This is a genomic window from Nocardia sp. NPDC004123, from assembly GCF_053603795.1.
The window spans coordinates 60,141-76,637 of record NZ_JBSGGG010000040.1; the positions used below are offsets into that span (position 1 = coordinate 60,141).

Annotated in this window: 16 protein-coding genes; 8 read left to right on the plus strand and 8 right to left on the minus strand. The window is 65.6% G+C overall.

Going from position 1 to position 16,497, the window contains the following annotated elements; genetic code table 11:
* Nucleotides 1-187: 187 nt before the first annotated feature.
* The 5 genes from ACWEQQ_RS41350 to ACWEQQ_RS41370 all read left to right on the plus strand — a co-directional run bounded on the left by ACWEQQ_RS41350 (nucleotide 188) and on the right by ACWEQQ_RS41370 (nucleotide 6,334).
* Nucleotides 188-592 carry an SCP2 sterol-binding domain-containing protein gene (locus ACWEQQ_RS41350; RefSeq protein ID WP_040863112.1) on the plus strand — a complete coding sequence of 135 codons (405 nt, stop codon included), beginning with the start codon at nucleotides 188-190 and terminating at the stop codon, nucleotides 590-592.
* Nucleotides 593-632: 40 nt separating this feature from the next.
* Nucleotides 633-2,180 (plus strand): acyl-CoA synthetase, encoded by a 1,548-nt coding sequence (locus tag ACWEQQ_RS41355; protein WP_452345128.1) that lies wholly within the window; start codon nucleotides 633-635, stop codon nucleotides 2,178-2,180.
* Between the two features lie 33 nt (nucleotides 2,181-2,213).
* On the plus strand, nucleotides 2,214-3,479 hold the full coding sequence (locus ACWEQQ_RS41360) for a cytochrome P450 (RefSeq protein WP_452345127.1): 1,266 nt from the start codon (nucleotides 2,214-2,216) through the stop codon (nucleotides 3,477-3,479).
* Nucleotides 3,480-3,490: 11 nt separating this feature from the next.
* Complete coding sequence (locus tag ACWEQQ_RS41365) at nucleotides 3,491-4,864, plus strand: aldehyde dehydrogenase family protein (protein ID WP_452352059.1); 1,374 nt, start codon at nucleotides 3,491-3,493, stop codon at nucleotides 4,862-4,864.
* Nucleotides 4,865-5,170: 306 nt separating this feature from the next.
* Nucleotides 5,171-6,334: a CaiB/BaiF CoA transferase family protein gene (locus tag ACWEQQ_RS41370; protein ID WP_452352060.1), complete on the plus strand. Its 1,164-nt coding sequence runs from the start codon at nucleotides 5,171-5,173 to the stop codon at nucleotides 6,332-6,334.
* A 217-nt stretch (nucleotides 6,335-6,551) separates the two neighbouring features.
* On the opposite strand, the gene ACWEQQ_RS41375 is transcribed toward ACWEQQ_RS41370, so the two are convergent.
* Genes ACWEQQ_RS41375 through ACWEQQ_RS41385 form a run of 3 tightly spaced genes read right to left on the minus strand, consistent with a single transcriptional unit; the run spans nucleotide 6,552 to nucleotide 9,555 of the window.
* The gene (locus ACWEQQ_RS41375) at nucleotides 6,552-7,700 is read right to left on the minus strand and encodes an acyl-CoA dehydrogenase family protein (protein ID WP_452352061.1); all 1,149 of its coding nucleotides are present in this window, start codon (nucleotides 7,698-7,700) and stop codon (nucleotides 6,552-6,554) included.
* A gap of 1 nt (nucleotide 7,701) precedes the next feature.
* Nucleotides 7,702-8,853 (minus strand): acetyl-CoA C-acetyltransferase, encoded by a 1,152-nt coding sequence (locus ACWEQQ_RS41380; RefSeq protein ID WP_452345123.1) that lies wholly within the window; start codon nucleotides 8,851-8,853, stop codon nucleotides 7,702-7,704.
* Between the two features lie 42 nt (nucleotides 8,854-8,895).
* Nucleotides 8,896-9,555: a TetR/AcrR family transcriptional regulator gene (locus tag ACWEQQ_RS41385; RefSeq protein WP_452352062.1), complete on the minus strand. Its 660-nt coding sequence runs from the start codon at nucleotides 9,553-9,555 to the stop codon at nucleotides 8,896-8,898.
* Between the two features lie 75 nt (nucleotides 9,556-9,630).
* Between ACWEQQ_RS41385 and ACWEQQ_RS41390 the strand changes: the two genes are divergently transcribed.
* The gene (locus ACWEQQ_RS41390) at nucleotides 9,631-9,822 is read left to right on the plus strand and encodes a ferredoxin (protein WP_452352063.1); all 192 of its coding nucleotides are present in this window, start codon (nucleotides 9,631-9,633) and stop codon (nucleotides 9,820-9,822) included.
* Nucleotides 9,823-9,833: 11 nt separating this feature from the next.
* Here the strand turns inward: ACWEQQ_RS41390 and ACWEQQ_RS41395 are convergent, their stop codons facing one another.
* Nucleotides 9,834-10,556 (minus strand): TetR/AcrR family transcriptional regulator, encoded by a 723-nt coding sequence (locus tag ACWEQQ_RS41395; RefSeq protein ID WP_452352064.1) that lies wholly within the window; start codon nucleotides 10,554-10,556, stop codon nucleotides 9,834-9,836.
* A 159-nt stretch (nucleotides 10,557-10,715) separates the two neighbouring features.
* Between ACWEQQ_RS41395 and ACWEQQ_RS41400 the strand changes: the two genes are divergently transcribed.
* Entirely contained in the window at nucleotides 10,716-11,555 is an 840-nt protein-coding gene (locus ACWEQQ_RS41400; protein WP_452352065.1) for an alpha/beta fold hydrolase, read from the plus strand.
* Between the two features lie 19 nt (nucleotides 11,556-11,574).
* On the opposite strand, the gene ACWEQQ_RS41405 is transcribed toward ACWEQQ_RS41400, so the two are convergent.
* From ACWEQQ_RS41405 to ACWEQQ_RS41420, 4 genes are read right to left on the minus strand one after another with little or no spacing between them, the layout of a single operon-like run.
* Entirely contained in the window at nucleotides 11,575-12,165 is a 591-nt protein-coding gene (locus ACWEQQ_RS41405) for a GTP-binding protein (RefSeq protein ID WP_452345118.1), read from the minus strand.
* Entirely contained in the window at nucleotides 12,146-12,520 is a 375-nt protein-coding gene (locus ACWEQQ_RS41410) for a DUF742 domain-containing protein (protein WP_452352066.1), read from the minus strand. The genes ACWEQQ_RS41405 and ACWEQQ_RS41410 overlap by 20 nt, the downstream gene beginning before the upstream one ends.
* The gene (locus ACWEQQ_RS41415) at nucleotides 12,520-12,945 is read right to left on the minus strand and encodes a roadblock/LC7 domain-containing protein (RefSeq protein WP_452352067.1); all 426 of its coding nucleotides are present in this window, start codon (nucleotides 12,943-12,945) and stop codon (nucleotides 12,520-12,522) included. Before ACWEQQ_RS41415 ends, ACWEQQ_RS41410 begins: the two co-directional genes overlap by 1 nt.
* Nucleotides 12,942-15,326, minus strand: a complete 2,385-nt coding sequence (locus ACWEQQ_RS41420) for a sensor histidine kinase (protein ID WP_452352068.1) — start codon at nucleotides 15,324-15,326, stop codon at nucleotides 12,942-12,944. Before ACWEQQ_RS41420 ends, ACWEQQ_RS41415 begins: the two co-directional genes overlap by 4 nt.
* Before the next feature lie 164 nt (nucleotides 15,327-15,490).
* On the opposite strand from ACWEQQ_RS41420, the gene ACWEQQ_RS41425 reads away from it, so the two are divergent.
* Nucleotides 15,491-16,468, plus strand: coding sequence for an NAD(P)H-dependent flavin oxidoreductase (locus ACWEQQ_RS41425; protein WP_452345114.1), 978 nt, complete (start codon nucleotides 15,491-15,493; stop codon nucleotides 16,466-16,468).
* The last annotated feature ends 29 nt before the right edge of the window (nucleotides 16,469-16,497 follow it).

Genomic DNA, 16,497 nt, shown 5'->3' on the forward strand with positions numbered 1-16,497 from the left:
GGGTCTTGTGCATAAGTCGACTTATGCTTACGATACTCGCATCGCTTGTGAGGCACACCACAGGACTCACTCAACGGACGTTCGCCCGGACCCTGATCAGACGGTTTGCGGTGAAGTCTCGGACCGAAATTTAATCAAAGATATATTCTGAACACGGGGGTGCTGCCCCTGTGGGAGAGGAACCGACATGGCCTTCAAGGACGCGGGCGAGGTGCGCAAGTACATCGGCGGCATCTTCGAATCGGCGTTCGCCGATCCGGAGATCGGCCCGAAGCTGGCGGCGACGGGTGTCGTTCTGGGCTTCGAGTTCTCGGATCCGGAAACCTTCCTGGTCATCGACGCACCCGCGGGTGCGGTCGAGCTGGGGCAGGAGCATTTCGGTAAGACGACGGCGACCATGCGGATGACCGCCGACACGGGCAACGCCTACTGGCAAGGAAAGGTCAATCTGCCGCTCGCGATGGCGAAGGGCAAGATCAAGATCGGGGGGAATGTCGCGAGCATGCTCAAGCTGGCTCCGCTGGGCAGCAAGCTCTACCCGGTCTACATCGAAAGCCTGAAGCAGGACGGTCGCGCGGACCTTCTGGTCTGAGCAGGCAGAGCGCAAAGATCGAGCGGAGAGGTACCGCACAATGTTTCCAGGCGTCCACGCCCTGTCCACCCCGGACAAACCCGCGGTGATCATGGCCGGTTCCGGCCGGACGATCACCTATCGCGAGCTGGACGAGAATTCGGCACGGTTCGCCCGGGTGCTGCACGACTTCGGACTGCGCCGGGGCGATGTCATCGCGCTGGTGTCCGACAACGCGCCCGAATGTTTCGAGATCTATTGGGCGGCATTGCGTTCCGGCCTGTATGTGACCGCGATCAACTGGCATCTGACGTCGGCGGAAGCGGCGTACATCATCGACGACTGCGACGCCAAGGTGGTGGTCGCGTCCGCTGGCGTCGCCGAACTGGCCGCCGGGGTGCGGGATCTGGCTCCGCGGGTCGAGCACTGGCTGGCCTTCGGCGGCGAGGTCGAGGGCTACCGGTCCTACGTCGCTGAGCTCGCCGAGGCGGGCGAGCGCCTGGTGGAGCAGCCGCGCGGTTCCGACATGCTGTATTCGTCCGGTACGACCGGACGCCCCAAGGGCATCAAGCCGCCGCTGTTGCCGATCACGGTGGACCAGCCGGGTGACCCGCTGACCATGGCGGTCGGCAGGCTGTTCGGCGTCAACGAGTCCGACGTCTACCTGTCGCCGGCGCCGGTCTACCACGCGGCGCCGTTGCGCTGGTGCGGCGCGGTCCAGTCCTTCGGCGGGACCGTGGTGATGATGGAGAAGTTCGGAGCCGAGGAGATGCTCCGGGCGATCGAGCAGTACCGGGTGACGGTCACCCAGGTGGTTCCGACCATGTTCGTGCGCCTGCTGCAGCTTCCCGCCGAAGTTCGCGACGGTCACGACATTTCGAGTCTGCGCCTCGCCATCCATGCCGCCGCGCCGTGCCCGCCGGACGTCAAGCGCGCGATGATCGATTGGTGGGGGCCGATTCTCGTCGAGTACTACGGCTCCACCGAGGGTAATGGTCTGACTGTGATCACGACCCCTGACTGGGAGGGGAAGCCGGGATCGGTGGGGCGCAGTGTTCTCGGACCGGTGCACATCTGTGACGACGAGGGCAAGGAGCTGCCGGCCGGTGAGGTCGGCACGGTGTACTTCGAGCGTGAGACGCTGCCGTTCACCTACCACAATGATCCCGAGAAGACCGCCGCCGCACAGCATCCGGAGCATCCGACCTGGACGGCCGTGGGGGACCTCGGGTATGTCGATGAGGACGGGTTCCTCTTCCTGACCGACCGGAAGTCGTTCGTCATCATCTCCGGCGGTGTGAACATCTATCCGCAGGAAGTGGAGAACGTCCTCACTCTGCACCCGGCGATCTTCGACGTGGCCGTGATCGGTGTTCCCGACGCCGAGATGGGCCAGCAGGTCAAGGCCGTGGTCCAGCTGCACCCGGGTGTCGCGCGGACCGGTGAGATGGCCACCGAGATCATCGATTACGTGCGGGATCGGGTGGCGCGCTACAAAGCCCCCAAGAGCGTGGACTTCGTCGACTCACTGCCGCGCACCGCAACCGGGAAGCTCGTCAAGCGCGAGCTGGAGAAGCTGTACAAGCCTGCGTCCGTGGTCCAGAACTAGTGACGCTCAATCGCATTGCAAGGAAGTGCTGATATGACTACGGCAATCGAGTCCACTGCGCGGGCCTACGACCCGCTGAGCATCTCACCCCTGTCGTTCTGGTCGAAGACCGCCGCTGAGCGCGATGAAACCTTCCGCGTGCTGCGCGCCGAAAGGCCGATCAGCTGGCACCCCCCGATCGAGGGCGCGCTGATGCCCCCGGAGAACGAGGGCGTGTGGGCGGTGACCAGCCATCGGCTGATCACCGAGGTCAGCAAGCAGCCCGAGGTCTTCTGCTCCGGCCTGGGCATCCAGCTCGAGGAAGTCCCGGCCGACATCCTCGAGGCCGCCTCGTCGTTCCTGGCGATGGACGCGCCCCGGCACCCCGCGCTGCGCAAGCTGATCAGCTCGGCGTTCACGCCGAAGCAGGTGGCCAAGATCCACGATCAGATCAAGAACCAGGCGCGAACCATCGTCGACGAGCTGCTCGAGGTCGGTGACAGCGAGTTCGACTTCGTGCACCAGGTGTCCAAGCGGCTGCCCATGTGGACCATCTACGAGATGCTCGGACTGCCGGTGTCGCAGCGGGACGAGGCCGCGCACATGGCCGACGCGATGGTCGCCTGGGCGGATGAGGATGTCGCCGGCGGTCGGGCGCCGGTCGAGCTGCTCAACGATTCTCTCGTCGGATTGCTCATGATGGGAATGGAATTCGCGCAGGAGCGGCGTAAGAACCCGGCCTCGGACTTGATGACGAACCTCGTGCAGGCGGAGGTCGACGGTCAGCGGCTGACCGATGACGAGATCGCCTCGTTCTTCGTGCTGCTGTCGGTCGCGGGCAACGACACCACGCGGAACACGATTTCCCTCGGTATCAAGACGCTGCAGGATTTCCCTGAGCAGAAGGCGTTGTTGCTCGAGGACTTCGACGGGCGAATCGGTTCGGCCACCGAGGAATTGGTGCGCTGGGTGACACCGGTGATGACCTTCCGCCGGACCGCGACCCAGGACACCGTGCTCGGCGGGCAGGAGATCAAGAAGGGGGAGTGGGTCGCCACGATCTTCTCCTCCGGCAACCGGGACGAGACCGTCTTCACCGACCCGCACGTCTTCGACATCACCCGGTCGCCGAACCCGCACGTCGGCTTCGGCGGCGGTGGCCCGCACTACTGCATGGGCAACTTCGTCGCCAAGATCCAGCTGCGTGAGATCTTCGACCAGTTGCTCCATCGCGCACCGGATCTGAGGGTCGGCGAGCCGTCCTACCTGGTCGGCAATTTCGTGCACGCCGTCAAGCATCTTCCGGCGACACTGCGATGAGCACCGAACTGATGAGCACCGAACAGATCACCGTCGTGATCGAGCGGATGCGGCGCGGGTTCGCCTCGGGGCGGACCCGGAGCGTGGAGTGGCGACTCGAGCAGCTGCGGAGCCTGGTCAAGCTGCTCGATGAATGCGAGGACGAGGTCGCGGCGGCACTCGCCGAGGACCTCGGGCGGAGCAAGCAGGAGGCGTGGTTCGGCGATATCGCCTCCACCCGAGGCGAAGCCGTCTTCGCGATCAAGCACCTGCGCGGCTGGATGAAACGGCAGCGCCAGCCGCTGTCGCTCATCCAGTATCCGGGCTCGGCGTGGATCCAGTACGAGCCGCTGGGCGTCGTCCTGATCATCGGGCCATGGAATTACCCCGTCGTGCTGACGTTGGGGCCGTTGATCGCGGCACTCGCCGCAGGAAACTGCGCCGTCATCAAGCCCTCGGAGCTCGCGCCCGCGACCTCCACCCTGCTGGCCCGGCTGGTGCCGAAGTACTTCGACAGCACCGCTGTCGCGGTGGTCGAAGGTGATGCCGCCGTGACCCAGGCGTTGCTGGCCCAGGGCTTCGACCACGCGGTATTCACCGGTGGCACCGAGGTCGGTAAGAAGATCATGGCCGCCGCGGCTCCCACTCTGACTCCGGTCACACTGGAACTCGGCGGTAAGAGCCCGGTCATCGTCACGGCGGACGCCGACCTCGAGGTCGTTGCCCGCAGGCTGGCCTGGGTCAAGTTCATGAACTCGGGGCAGACCTGCATCGCGCCGGACTATGTGCTCGCCGATCACCGGATCCAAGACAAGCTGGTGGACAAGGTCGTCGAGCTGGTCGGTGAATTCGAGCGAGACGGGCATGCCGACGGTCGGCGCATCGTCAATGAGCGACAGTTCGATCGGCTCGCGGGTTATCTCGAGCAGACGCGCGGCAAGGTCGTCACGGGCGGTGGGACGACTCGGTCGTCCTTGTCGATCGAGCCGACGGTGGTCGTCGATCCGGATCCGGACGAACCGCTGATGGTGGAGGAGATTTTCGGGCCGATCCTGCCGGTGCTGTCCTACGAAAGCCTCGATGATGCCATCACTTTCGTGAACAGCAGGTCGAAACCGTTGGCCGCGTACTTCTTCAGCGGGTCGTCGGCGGTCCAACAGCGGCTGGTCGATGAAATCCCTTCCGGCGGAGCCGTAATCAACCACATCGCGATGCACTATCTGGTGCCGCAACTGCCGTTCGGCGGTGTCGGCGCGAGCGGCATGGGCGCGTATCACGGCCGCTGGGGTTTCGAGGCACTGAGTCATCGGAAGGCGGTGCTGAAGAAGACATTCAAGCCGGATCTTCGGCTCATGTATCCGCCCTACACCGATCTCGCGATGAAAATCATGCGGAAGGTCTTCTGACACAGCCGGTGTGAGGAAAGCTCCTTGCTGCCGAATTACCCGGCGGCGGCGAGGAGGGTGCGCCCCGGGACATGAGCCTCTCGCTCGATTACCCGATTCCTGTCCCGGGGTCTACCCGCACGGCTCGTGTGGGCCGGCTGTCCGGTCCGCACGAGCCGAATCCGACCGGGTCCGAGAACTCCTTGCCGCCTCGTACGCCCCTCGGTGCAGCAAGGCCGCGCACCCTGCGAACCAGACATCGGCTCAGGACCGGTTCGCAGGGTGCGTTCTGTTATCCATTGGGGCGCAGACGAATCGGAGACACGTATGACAGTCGAAACCGCCGGTACCACCGCATATTCCGGTCCGTTGACGGGGGTGCGGGTGGTCGAACTGGCCGGCCTGGGGCCGGGACCGTTCGCCACCATGATGCTGGCGGACCTCGGCGCCGACGTGGTCCGAATCGATCGCCCCGCGGCCGCCGGCGTGTTTCCGGGCAAGCCGGAGGAGGATCTGCTCAATCGAGGCAAGCGATCGCTGATCCTGGACCTCAAACGTCCGGAGGCCGTCGAAGTCGTTCTGCATTTGCTCGAGCATGCGGATGTGATCGTCGAAGGCTACCGACCTGGCGTCGCCGAGCGCCTGGGGCTCGGGCCGGACGCCTGCCTGGAACGGAATCCGCGCCTGATCTATGGCCGGATGACGGGTTGGGGTCAGACCGGCCCGCTCGCCCAGAGCGCGGGCCACGATATCGACTACATCGCGGTGACCGGAGCGCTCCACGCCATTGGCGACGCGCACACCGGGCCCAGGGTGCCGCTCAATCTCGTCGGCGATTTCGGCGGCGGCGGAATGTATCTCGTGGTGGGCGTCCTGGCCGCGCTGCGCGTGGCAGAGCGAACCGGGGCGGGACAGGTCGTCGACGCCGCGATCGTGGACGGCGCCGCGCATTTGCTGACCGGGATCCACGCCTTCCTCAACGCGGGAGCATGGAACGACCGGCGAGAAGCCAACATGCTCGACGGCGGCGCACCGTTCTACACCACCTACGAAACCGCGGACGGCCGCCACATGGCGGTCGGGGCGATCGAAAGCAAGTTCTACGCAGAGCTGCTCGCTCGGCTGGGTATCGACGAAGATCCTGCGCGGCAACACGATCGCCGCGCGTGGCCGGCGATTTGGATCAAACTCGCCGCGGCGTTCGCGACGCGGACCATGGCGCAGTGGTGCGAGGTCTTCGAGGGATCCGACGCCTGCGTCGCTCCGGTCATCAGTCTGCGCGAAGCCGTGGCGCATCCGCACATCGCGGCGCGCGGATCGATCGTCGACCACGGCGGTGCGGTGCAATCCGCGCCCGCGCCGCGGTTCTCGCTGTCGCGGACCGAGCTGGGGAATCCGCCGCCGTCGCCGGGCCAGCACACTCGAGATGTCCTGACGGAGTGGGGAATCCCGGACGTGGACGACCTGATCGAGCGCGGCGTCGCCGGTTGAGCGCAGCGGCGTTCTCCTCCGGTTCGTACGGCCTACGGGATTGTCGAGAAGCTCGGATCGCGGTGTTGGGATGGTGAATCAGCAACGCGCAGAATCGGATTGACGAGGCGGTCGCTGGACGACCGGTCGCCGCGTGCACTGACGGCCCCGGACCTGGTGTGGTCCGGGGCCCTCAGTGTTGTTCACCCAACGGAGTCGGCGGTGGCCGGTTGTGGGTTCAACGGGCGATCGCCCGACCGATGATTTCCTTCATGATCTCGGTGGTGCCGCCGTAGATCGTCTGGATCCGCGTATCGATATAGGCCTTGGCGACCGGGTATTCGGTCATGTAGCCGTACCCGCCATGTAGTTGCAGACAGCGGTCGACGACGCGCTTCTGGAGCTCGCTGACGTACCACTTGCCCTTGGCCGCATCGATCGGATCGAGTTCGCCCGCGTTGTAGGCGAGCACCGATTTGTCGGTGTACGCCTCGGCGAGGTCGACCTCGGTCTCCATCTCGGCCAGTTCGAACCGGACGTGCTGGAAGTCGGAGATCGGCTGGCCGAAAGCCCTCCGCTGTTTGCAGTATTCGATGGTCTGGTCGAGGATTGCCCGCGTGGTCGCCAGCGCCTTGGCGGTGACGCCGAGGCGCTCGCGCGGGAGATGACTCATCAGGTACTGCAGGCCGTTTCCCTCCTCGCCGAGCAGGTTCGCCTGCGGGACACGGGCATTCTCGAAGAAAAGTTCCGCGGTGTCCTGTCCGGGCAGCCCGATCTTGTCGAGCTTGCGTCCACGTTCGAACCCGAGGGTATCCCGTTCGACGACGAAGAGGCTGAATCCGCGCGAACCTGCCGTGGGATCGGTGCGGGCGGCGACCACCACCAGATCGGCCATGATGCCACTGGAGATGAAGGTCTTCTGCCCGTTGATGATCCAGTGGTCGCCGTCGCGGACCGCGCTCGTGCGAATTCCCCGCAGATCGCTGCCGGCCCCGGGCTCGGTCATGGCGAGGGCGCCGATGATCTCGCCCGCGGCGAAGCCTGGCAGCCAGCGCTCCTTCTGTTCGTCGTTGGTGAGATCGAGCAGGTAGTGCAGGACCAGGTCGTCCTGCAAGCTGACTGTGAGGTTGAACGAGAGCGCGTTGATGCGCGACACCTCTTCACACACGACCATCCGATACCGATAGTCGTGCACGCCCGAACCGCCGTATTCTTCGGCGATCTCGAGCCCGTACAGCCCGGCGGCCGCGGCTTTCCTGTAGACCTCGCGGTCGATCCAGTGGTCCTCGTCCCACTTGTCCTTGTGGGGCACGACCTCTCGTTCGAGGAAAGCGCGAACCGTCTCGCGGTACGCCTCGTGATCGGGCTCGTACAGGCCCCGATGCATGTCAGAGCCTTTCGATAATGGTGACGTTGGCCTGGCCGCCGCCCTCGCACATGGTCTGCAGGCCGTAGCGGCCGCCGGTGCGTTCGAGCTCGTGCAGCAGCGAGACCATCAGGCGAGCGCCCGTCGCGCCGATCGGGTGGCCGAGCGCGATCGCGCCGCCGTTCGGGTTGACCTTGGCCGGGTCCGCGCCGATCTCGGCCAGCCAAGCGAGCACGACCGGCGCGAACGCCTCGTTGATCTCGACCGCGTCGATGTCGTCGATGGACAGCCCGGCCCGCTTGAGCGCGTGCTGGGTGGCAGGGATCGGCGCGCTGAGCATCATCACCGGATCCGCGCCGCGCACGGACATGTGGTGAATGCGCGCGCGGGGCTTGAAGCCGTACCGCTCGACCGCCGCTTCCGAAGCGATGAGCAGCGCCGCGGAACCGTCGGAGATCTGGCTGGCGACTGCCGCGGTGAGCCGTCCACCCTCGGTCAGGGTCTTGAGCTGAGCCATCTTCTCGAGCGAGGTGTCGGCACGCGGTCCCTCATCGACCGAGACGCCGGCGAACTCGGTGATCTCACGGGTGAAGTGGCCCGCCTCGATCGCGTGCAGCGCGCGCTGGTGGCTCTGGAAGGCCCAGGCCTCGTTGGTCTCCCGGCTCAGGTTCCAGTGCTCGGCCATCATCTCGGCACCGCGGAACTGTGAGATCTCCTGTGCGCCGAACCGGGCCTGCCAACCCTCACAGCCGGTCCAGGGATCGGTCGAACCGTACGGTTCGCCGGCCTGGAACGCGGACAGGATGGGGAACTGGCTCATCTTCTGCACGCCGCCGGCCACGATGAGGTCGCTGGTTCCACTCATCACCGCCTGCGCGGCGAAATGCACGGCCTGCTGGGCCGAACCGCACTGGCGGTCGATGGTGACCCCGGGAACCGACTCCGGCAGGCCCGCGGCCAGCGCCGCGGTGCGTGCGATATCGCCCGCCTGCGCACCGATGTTGTCCAGGCAGCCCAGGATCACGTCATCGATGTCGGCGGGATCGAATTCATTGCGGCCGACCACCGTCTTGATGACGTGCGCGGCCATGTCCGCCGGGTGCGACTGAGCGAAGCCGCCGCCTCGCTTGCCTACCGCGGTGCGGACGGCATCGATGATGTACGCCTCGGGCATGGTTTCTCTCCTAGAAAGTGACGTTGATTAATTTAATGTAGACTAAATTCTGCGCAGTGTCGACGAGGTGCCCCCGGGGTGGGCATGCGGTCGCGGGAGAGTGTCGCCGTCGACCGCCACACTGCTGCGGACGATCGACTGCGCGGTGGCGACCAGGTTGTCCAGCGAGCCGTGGTCGGGATTCCACCATTCCACGGTCCAGTTGAGGGCGCCGATGACGAGCATGCGAGCGATCCCGATGTCGAGTCCGGGCCGCAGCCGGCCGGATGCAGCGAGCTGCTCCAGTAGGGAGCGCCAAATTGCGTGATAGGCAGTGCTTTCCAGGCGGAGGGACTCGATGATCTCGGGGGGGAGCTGGCCGGCGTTGCGTGTCACGGCGGACGCGAAATCGGACAACTCCAGTTCGATGCGCAGGTGTGCCTCCACTGCGGCGTCGATCAACTCGATCACCGGGGTCCCCGGCGGCACCGAGGTGATCGTGTGATGGACGTGTTCGCGGACCCGTCGCTGTCCTTCCCGCATAACCTCGGCGATCAGCTCATTGCGTGATCGGAAGTAGTAGTAGACAGCGGGCGCGCGCAACTCGGCGTGTGCGGCGATATCGGCGAGGCGGGTTCCCGCGACGCCTCGACGGCTGAGAATGTGCGCGGCCGCGGCGAGGATGCGCTCCCTGGTGGCGTTGTTCGGAGAGGTGGTGCTCATCGGCTCCTCGCGTATTGACCGAGCAGGAAATCTAATTTATCTTCGATTCAAAACATAGCATCAAAGGAGGCAATGATGAAGGTCGTCGTCGATCGGAGCAAGTGCACAGGCCTGGGCATCTGTGAGTCGCTGGCTCCGGCGTTCTTCGAGATCGATGACAACGGCGAACTCGTCCAGCTCGAGGAGGACATCACCGACGACGAGCTCGCCGCTGTCGAGGAAGCTGTGCAGGGGTGCCCGACGGAGGCGCTCCGGATCGTGCGCTGACCGTCGCAGCCTCAGGCGGATTCGGCCGTGGGTTTGGCTGTCGTCTTCCGGGGCGCCCGTCTGCGGCGGGGTGGCGTCGAAGTTTCCTCGGCCGCATCGGCTGTCGCGATCCCGGCGCGAATCACCGACTGGGCCGTGCGGACGACGGTCTCCAGTGATCCTCGCCGGGGTGTCCACCACTCCGCCGCCCAGTTCAGTGACCCCATGATGAGCATTTGCGTGACGTGCAGGTCCAGGTCGCCTCGGATCTGTCCCTCGGCGGCAGCGTCTTTGATCAGCTTGCGCCAGAGTGTGCCGTAGTTGGCTTCCTCCGCGAGTTGACGGGCTCGCAGATGCTCGGGGACTTGGCCGCTGTTGCGGATAGCCGCCGTCGCATAGTCGGACAACTCGAGTTCGTGGCGCAGGTGCGCGTCGATGGCGATCATGAGGCGGTCGATCGGCGTGACCTCACTGGGGATCTTCTCGAGGACGTCTTGCAGATGCTTGACCATCTCGGCAATCCCGCTCCACATGACCTCCTCGATGAGTTCCTCACGCGAGGGGAAGTAGTAGTAGATCGCGGGAGCCTGCAGCTCGGCGTACTCGGCGACATCGCTGAGCCGTGTCCCGGCGTAGCCCTTCACGCTCAGTACGTGGGCAGCGGCGTCCAGGATGCGCTGACGGGTCTTGACCGACTTGGTCACCGATGAATCGTCGTCGCCCGCGCTCTGCTGCACCTTAGGTTTTCTAGCCACGGTTCAACTATAAGCCAGCCGGATGGTGAACTTTACGGTGACACAGCGCACCGTGGTGTCGGTTTGCCGGATTTGGTCCACATTTTTGAATCTATGTTATATGATATTGCGTCGGCCTTGTCTGAACCGAGACCGGGCCTCCGATCCACAGGATGCACAATGGGCGGCGCAACGAAGCGTTCGGTTGCGGTTCCTCCCGCAGCATACCGGGGAGGCTCGGGTGATCCCGTGCTTCTGATTCACGGATTCACCCTCAACTGGCAATCATGGGGTGGCGTCATCGACGATCTGAGCGCCGGCTTCGATGTACTCGCGCCGACCTTGCCCGGCCACTGGGGAGGCCCGGAGCCCGATCTGCCGTTGACGATAGCGGGATTCACCGACTACCTCGAACGTCAGATGGATGCTGCCGGATGGGCCGACGCGCACATCGCCGGGAACTCGCTCGGGGGCTGGCTGGCGATGGAGCTCGCGGCGCGCGGCCGGGCACGATCAGTGACCGCGGTGGCACCGGCCGGACTCTGGCATTTTGATAGCGCTGCCGCCGACGAGGTTCGGCGGAAGTTTCGCAGTTTCTCCCGGGTGGCACCAGCCATGCGGTACGCGGCCCATCGAGCGGTGCCGGATATGGCGCGTCGTGCGCTCCTGCGTTCGTTCGCTCACCGGCCCGGCCGGGTTTCTCCAGAGCTGGCCGCCCTCACGATCGAGGCCCCGGCGCATTGCCGCTGCTTCGACACCGTCGCCAATGACCCCGAGGCCACAGCTGTGGAAGCCATGCGGCGCATCGACGTTCCGGCGACGATATTGTTCTGCGGGCGCGACCGCGTGATCCCGGCGGCGCGGTTCGGTCGCCGAATCGTGGCGAAAATCCCTGCGATCGGGTCGAAGACGCTGCCTGAGGTCGGGCATGTGCCGATGCTCGAGGCCCCGGCCTTGATCGCGGGAGAGATTCGGGAGTCCGTCGGCTCGGCGAACGGCCGCACCGCCCATTCGGCGTAGGCGGTCGTGCTCGCGCTGCTCACACGTGCCGCGGGTGCCGCGAGATCAGGTGCTCGAGCAGCTGGACCAGAACATCCTTCGCCGAGTCTCGCGTGCGCACGTCGCACAGCTGAACCGGCACATGATCATCGAGGTCCAGTGCCTGGCGTACCTCTGCGACAGTGTATTGCGGGGCGCCGTCGAAGCAGTTGACGCCGACGATGAACGGCATGCCGCGGCGTTCGAAGAAGTCGACCGCGGGAAAAGAGGTTTCGAGCCGCCGCGTATCGGCCAGCACCACCGCCCCCAGAGCGCCGGCGGCGAGTTCGTCCCACATGAACCAGAAGCGGTCTTGGCCCGGGGTGCCGAACACATAGAGCACGAGATCCTGGGAGATGGTGATTCGCCCGAAATCCATTGCCACCGTTGTTGTCTGCTTGGATTCGACACCGGACAGGTCGTCGACGTCGCGGCCGAGTTCGGTCAGCAGCTCCTCGGTCCGGAGCGGTGTCACCTCGCTGACGGCCGCCACCATGGTGGTCTTGCCGACGCCGAAGCCGCCCGCGATGAGGACTTTCACCGAGGCCGCGAGGACAGGGGAGTCATCGGGGCTATAGCTTGCGGATACCATCCAAAACCGTTCGTAGCAGGTCCAACTCGGAGAGATCGGTCGGCGGGAGGGCCGCGGCAGACCGGGTGATCAGGTGTCCGTCCGCGATGAGGTCACCGATGAGAATCTTGGCCAGCGTCAGTGGCAGGCCCAGGAGCGCGGCAACCTCCGCGACGGACTGCGGGGTCCGGCAGAGCCGGACGATGTCGAGGTATTCGCGCTCGACCCGGCCGACCCGGTGAACCTCGTGCACCGCGAAGACCAGTGTGATCATGTCCAGCCCCGGGCGCGTGTCCCGGGTGCGCCCGCTGGTCACGGCGCACAGCCGCACGAGCGGACCGGCATCCTGATCGAATCGCGGTGCGTCCCAGCACATCAGCGTAAATGCTCGGTGTGCGAATCGAGTCCGGGACGACGCGGCGCGGCGGTGAGGAATGTACCGACCCGTTGGACGGTCTGGTTCATCTCGTAGGCGACCATGCCCAGATTGGCGGCGTCCTCCGTGAGCAGAGCCAGGCAGGCGTTCGGCCCGGCCGCGGTGACGAACAGGACGGCGCGGTCGAGTTCGATCACGGCCTGGCGGGCGCCGCCGCCATCGAACCGGTGGCCCGCGCTCCGGGCGAGGCTGTGCAGTGCCGAGGACATGGCCGCGAAGTGTTCGGCCTCCTCGACCGCCATTGCGGTCGAACGGCCGAGTAGCAGGCCATCGGTGGAGAGAACGACGGCGTGGCGCACGCCGACCAGCCGCTCGGCGAGGTCGTCCAGCAGCCAGTCGAGGTTGCGGACCTGGGAAGTGTTCATCGTGGGCCTTCATGGTCGTAGGGGGCGGATCGGTGGGGGTCGGAGTCCGGAATCGGCTGGCGCCCTTGACGGGTCCCCGCCTCGATAGCGGACATCAAGTCCCGTGCCTGGTCGGCGGTGCGGTCCGGACCCCGGTGCGGACCGCCCGGGTGGGGATACGCGGAGGAGTCCTCGAGCGGACCGTTCGCCAGTTCGGGCGCCAGGTTCGCCTGCCGCCGACGACGGGGTAGCTGTGGCCGGTCGTCCAGTGCCGGACCGGTGGCGCCCGGGGCTTCCGGCGCCGGAGCCGGCGGCAGCGAGGCGGGGGCCGAGTTCCACAGTGTGGCAGTGGAAGCGGGGTGATGACTCGGACTCGGCCAGGAACCGAGTGTCCGCTCTGTAGTCGTAGGCTGCGGTGCGATGGCCCGCGGTTCCAAAGGTGGGGTGACCGCGGGGGCCTGCCGTTCATCGCTGAACAATGCGGTCGGGAGCAAGACGATGGCACGGATGCCGCCGAAGGACGATTCGGTCAGTCGCACGGTTGCCTGGTGGCGCAGGGCCAGCCGCGCGACGACGAACAGGCCCAGCCTGGAGTCGCCGGTCAGGCTCGACAGGCTGAAATCCGGTGGGTTGCGGAGGGTTTCGTTCGCCAGCTCGCGTTCGTCCTCGGGCATGCCCAGCCCTTGGTCGCTGATGTCGACGGCGATGCCCTTCCCCACGACCTGCGCTGTGATCTCGACCCGGCATTCCGGCGGTGAGAACGCCGTGGCGTTGTCCACCAACTCGGCCAGCAGATGGATGAGATCGGCGACGGCACTGCCCGCGATCGAGACATCCGGAACGCGGGTGACGGTGACTCGCTGGTAGTGCTCGGTTTCCGCGACGGCGCTACGGATGAGATCGATCAGTGGGACCGAGTCGCGCCACTGACGTCCGGGCTGGCCACCGCCGAGGATGATCAGGTTTTCGGCATTGCGGCGCGCTCGGGTCGCCAGGTGATCGAGCCGGAACAGCAGGTCGAGCTGTGCCGGATCCTCTTGGTGGCGTTCGGCTTTGTCGAGTGCGGCCAGCAACCGGTGGATGATGATCTGACTCCGATAGGCGATGTTGAGGAACACCGCGTTGAAGCCTGCCCGGGTCTTGGCTTCGGCGACGGCCGCCGCGATCGCCGCTGCCTGGGCGCGGTTGAAGGCATCCGCGACCTGCCCGATCTCGTCCCCGCCGAAGTCCAATCGGGCAGCCTCGTCGGTGGCGACCGGCAGCCCGTCACGGAGCCGGGTGGTGATCTCCGGCAGATGGTCGTCGGCCAGCGCGAGCGTCTCTTGCCGCAGGCGGCGCAGGCGCCGAATCAGTCGCGTGGCAAGGCGCGCGGCGAGCAGGAAGGCACCGATCGCGATCACCAGGATCGTGGTTCCGTTGACTAGCGCCTGGCGCAGCGCTCGCGCGCCGTCCTCCTGCGCCCAGTGCAGGGCATACCGATAGTGGGTCCGCCACAGGTCGAGCAGCGCGACACTGACCTGTGTTGCGGCACCCTCCCAGTTGGAAACCTCGAGTGGCAGCTTGGATTCCGCGGTCGAGCCGGAACCGCCGGCGGCAGCGAGATCGGGGCGATCGGCGATCGCGTCCTCCATCGCGCTCAGCCGCTGCCAGGAGGTTCCCGAGGTGAGGGCGTCCAGGGTGGAACGTTCGGCCTGGGGGAGATGCCCGCTGAGTGCGGCGAGTTCGCTGTGGTAGAAGCCGATGTCATAGGCGAATTGACGTTGGTTCTCCGGCTTCAGGTCGCCGCGTATCAGTGCTGCGGTGGCGAGCGCATTGCCTCGAGACATGGTTTCGGTCACTCGGAGTAGTCGTGCGGCCACTGCCAGCTCGGTACTGGTGTCTGGGGTGGGGGCGGCTCGGGCGAGAAGCTCGGTACTTCCGATGTAGGTACTGATGATGCTGCTGAAATATGTGTAGGCCTCGGCGACGGGGAGGGTGCCGGCATCGGCGCGTTGCCGGATGGCCGGAAGTTGGGCGGCCAGAGCTCTCCCCTTGGCGACATCGTCTTTCAGCAGACCACGATCGATATCGGTGAACGCCGCCCCGGCGGCGATGAGGGTCGCCACCGCCGCGTCGACCCGCGCGCGCTGTTTGGTGAGATCGGGTCGACGCCCCTCGTCACCCGAGATCGCCAGCAGGGTCAGGCGGCGTTCCTCCTGTATCTGGATCGTGAAATCGATGCCGGGTGCGCTGTCGCGGTCGACGCGGGTCGCCCAGTCCCGGTTGTCGGTGCCGCGGACGAGTAGGAGTCCCGCGATGATCGCCCCGGTAACGAGCAGGGCGAGGCTCGGTGCGAGTGCGATGGAGAGAATCCGGCCTCGAATGCCGATCTTGGCCTTGAACACCGGCTCAAAGTAGCGCATCAGACGTTATTTTTTTGATGATGGATTAAATTACTGGTGGGTAACTAGTAGATGTGGTGCGTTGCCGGCGTTTGACCATGCTCCATCTTGAATTTAACATCAATTAAAAACTATCCTCCGCCGACCGGATTCTCGGTCGGGCGAACTATGAACGGTGGTAGCCGATGCTTCCCGATGTCCTGTGCTCACGACTGGCGCTACCTGTCGTCGCCGCCCCGATGTTCATCGTTTCTGGGCCGGAACTTGTTGTAGCGCAGTGTATCTCGGGTGTCATCGGATCCTTTCCGGCGCTCAATGCGCGACCGGTGAGCATGCTGGACGACTGGCTGGCCGAGATTTCCGAGCGACTGGCCGATCACGATGCGACAGCTGACGGCACGCGCAAGTCGGCGCCGTTCGCGGTAAACCTGATCGTGCACAAGACCAATGCCCGGATCGAGGATGACCTGGAACAGTGTGTGCGACACCGGGTGCCTCTGGTGATCACGTCACTCGGCGCCCGAGAGGATGTCAACGAGGCCGTGCACTCCTACGGCGGAATCGTGTTGCACGATGTGATCAATGATCGCTTCGCGCACAAAGCGATCGAGAAGGGCGCCGATGGCCTCGTCGCCGTCGCCGCGGGCGCCGGCGGTCATGCGGGCGCGCTGTCCCCCTTCGCGCTCGTGCAGGAAATCCGGCAGTGGTTCGATGGTCCGCTGCTGCTGTCCGGCGCCATCGCGCACGGACGATCGGTACTGGCAGCGCAGGCAGCAGGAGCTGATCTGGCCTATGTCGGATCGGCGTTCATCGCGGCCCAGGAAGCGAACGCCGCCCCCGAGTACAAGCAGTGCGTCGTCGAGAGCGCGGCATCCGACATCGTGTACTCGAACTACTTCACCGGCGTGCACGGCAACTTCCTTCGACGCAGCATCGCTGAAGCCGGCCTCGACCCCGACAGTCTGCCCGCGGCCGCGGGCCCCGCGTTCGGCTCCGGCGCGGACGAGTCGAAACCGAAGGCATGGAGCCAGATCTGGGGCTCGGGGCAGGGAATCGGCGTGATCGACAAGGTCGAGAGCACGGCGGCGATCGTGGAACGAATGCGGGCCGAATACGAACAGGCGGTGGACGCCATCACCGCCTCGGCATGGGTGAACGCTTGACGCACCATTCGGCGGACACCCTCGGGTGT

Bases quoted from the DNA above. Each gene is read 5' to 3' on its own strand.
- ACWEQQ_RS41350 (WP_040863112.1), top strand. From the start codon at position 188: ATGGCCTTCAAGGACGCGGGCGAGGTGCGCAAGTACATCGGCGGCATC.
- ACWEQQ_RS41355 (WP_452345128.1), top strand. From the start codon at position 633: ATGTTTCCAGGCGTCCACGCCCTGTCCACCCCGGACAAACCCGCGGTG.
- ACWEQQ_RS41360 (WP_452345127.1), top strand. From the start codon at position 2,214: ATGACTACGGCAATCGAGTCCACTGCGCGGGCCTACGACCCGCTGAGC.
- ACWEQQ_RS41365 (WP_452352059.1), top strand. From the start codon at position 3,491: ATGAGCACCGAACAGATCACCGTCGTGATCGAGCGGATGCGGCGCGGG.
- ACWEQQ_RS41370 (WP_452352060.1), top strand. From the start codon at position 5,171: ATGACAGTCGAAACCGCCGGTACCACCGCATATTCCGGTCCGTTGACG.
- ACWEQQ_RS41375 (WP_452352061.1), bottom strand. From the start codon at position 7,700: ATGCATCGGGGCCTGTACGAGCCCGATCACGAGGCGTACCGCGAGACG.
- ACWEQQ_RS41380 (WP_452345123.1), bottom strand. From the start codon at position 8,853: ATGCCCGAGGCGTACATCATCGATGCCGTCCGCACCGCGGTAGGCAAG.
- ACWEQQ_RS41385 (WP_452352062.1), bottom strand. From the start codon at position 9,555: ATGAGCACCACCTCTCCGAACAACGCCACCAGGGAGCGCATCCTCGCC.
- ACWEQQ_RS41390 (WP_452352063.1), top strand. From the start codon at position 9,631: ATGAAGGTCGTCGTCGATCGGAGCAAGTGCACAGGCCTGGGCATCTGT.
- ACWEQQ_RS41400 (WP_452352065.1), top strand. From the start codon at position 10,716: ATGGGCGGCGCAACGAAGCGTTCGGTTGCGGTTCCTCCCGCAGCATAC.
- ACWEQQ_RS41405 (WP_452345118.1), bottom strand. From the start codon at position 12,165: ATGGTATCCGCAAGCTATAGCCCCGATGACTCCCCTGTCCTCGCGGCC.
- ACWEQQ_RS41410 (WP_452352066.1), bottom strand. From the start codon at position 12,520: ATGTGCTGGGACGCACCGCGATTCGATCAGGATGCCGGTCCGCTCGTG.
- ACWEQQ_RS41415 (WP_452352067.1), bottom strand. From the start codon at position 12,945: ATGAACACTTCCCAGGTCCGCAACCTCGACTGGCTGCTGGACGACCTC.
- ACWEQQ_RS41420 (WP_452352068.1), bottom strand. From the start codon at position 15,326: ATGCGCTACTTTGAGCCGGTGTTCAAGGCCAAGATCGGCATTCGAGGC.
- ACWEQQ_RS41425 (WP_452345114.1), top strand. From the start codon at position 15,491: ATGCTTCCCGATGTCCTGTGCTCACGACTGGCGCTACCTGTCGTCGCC.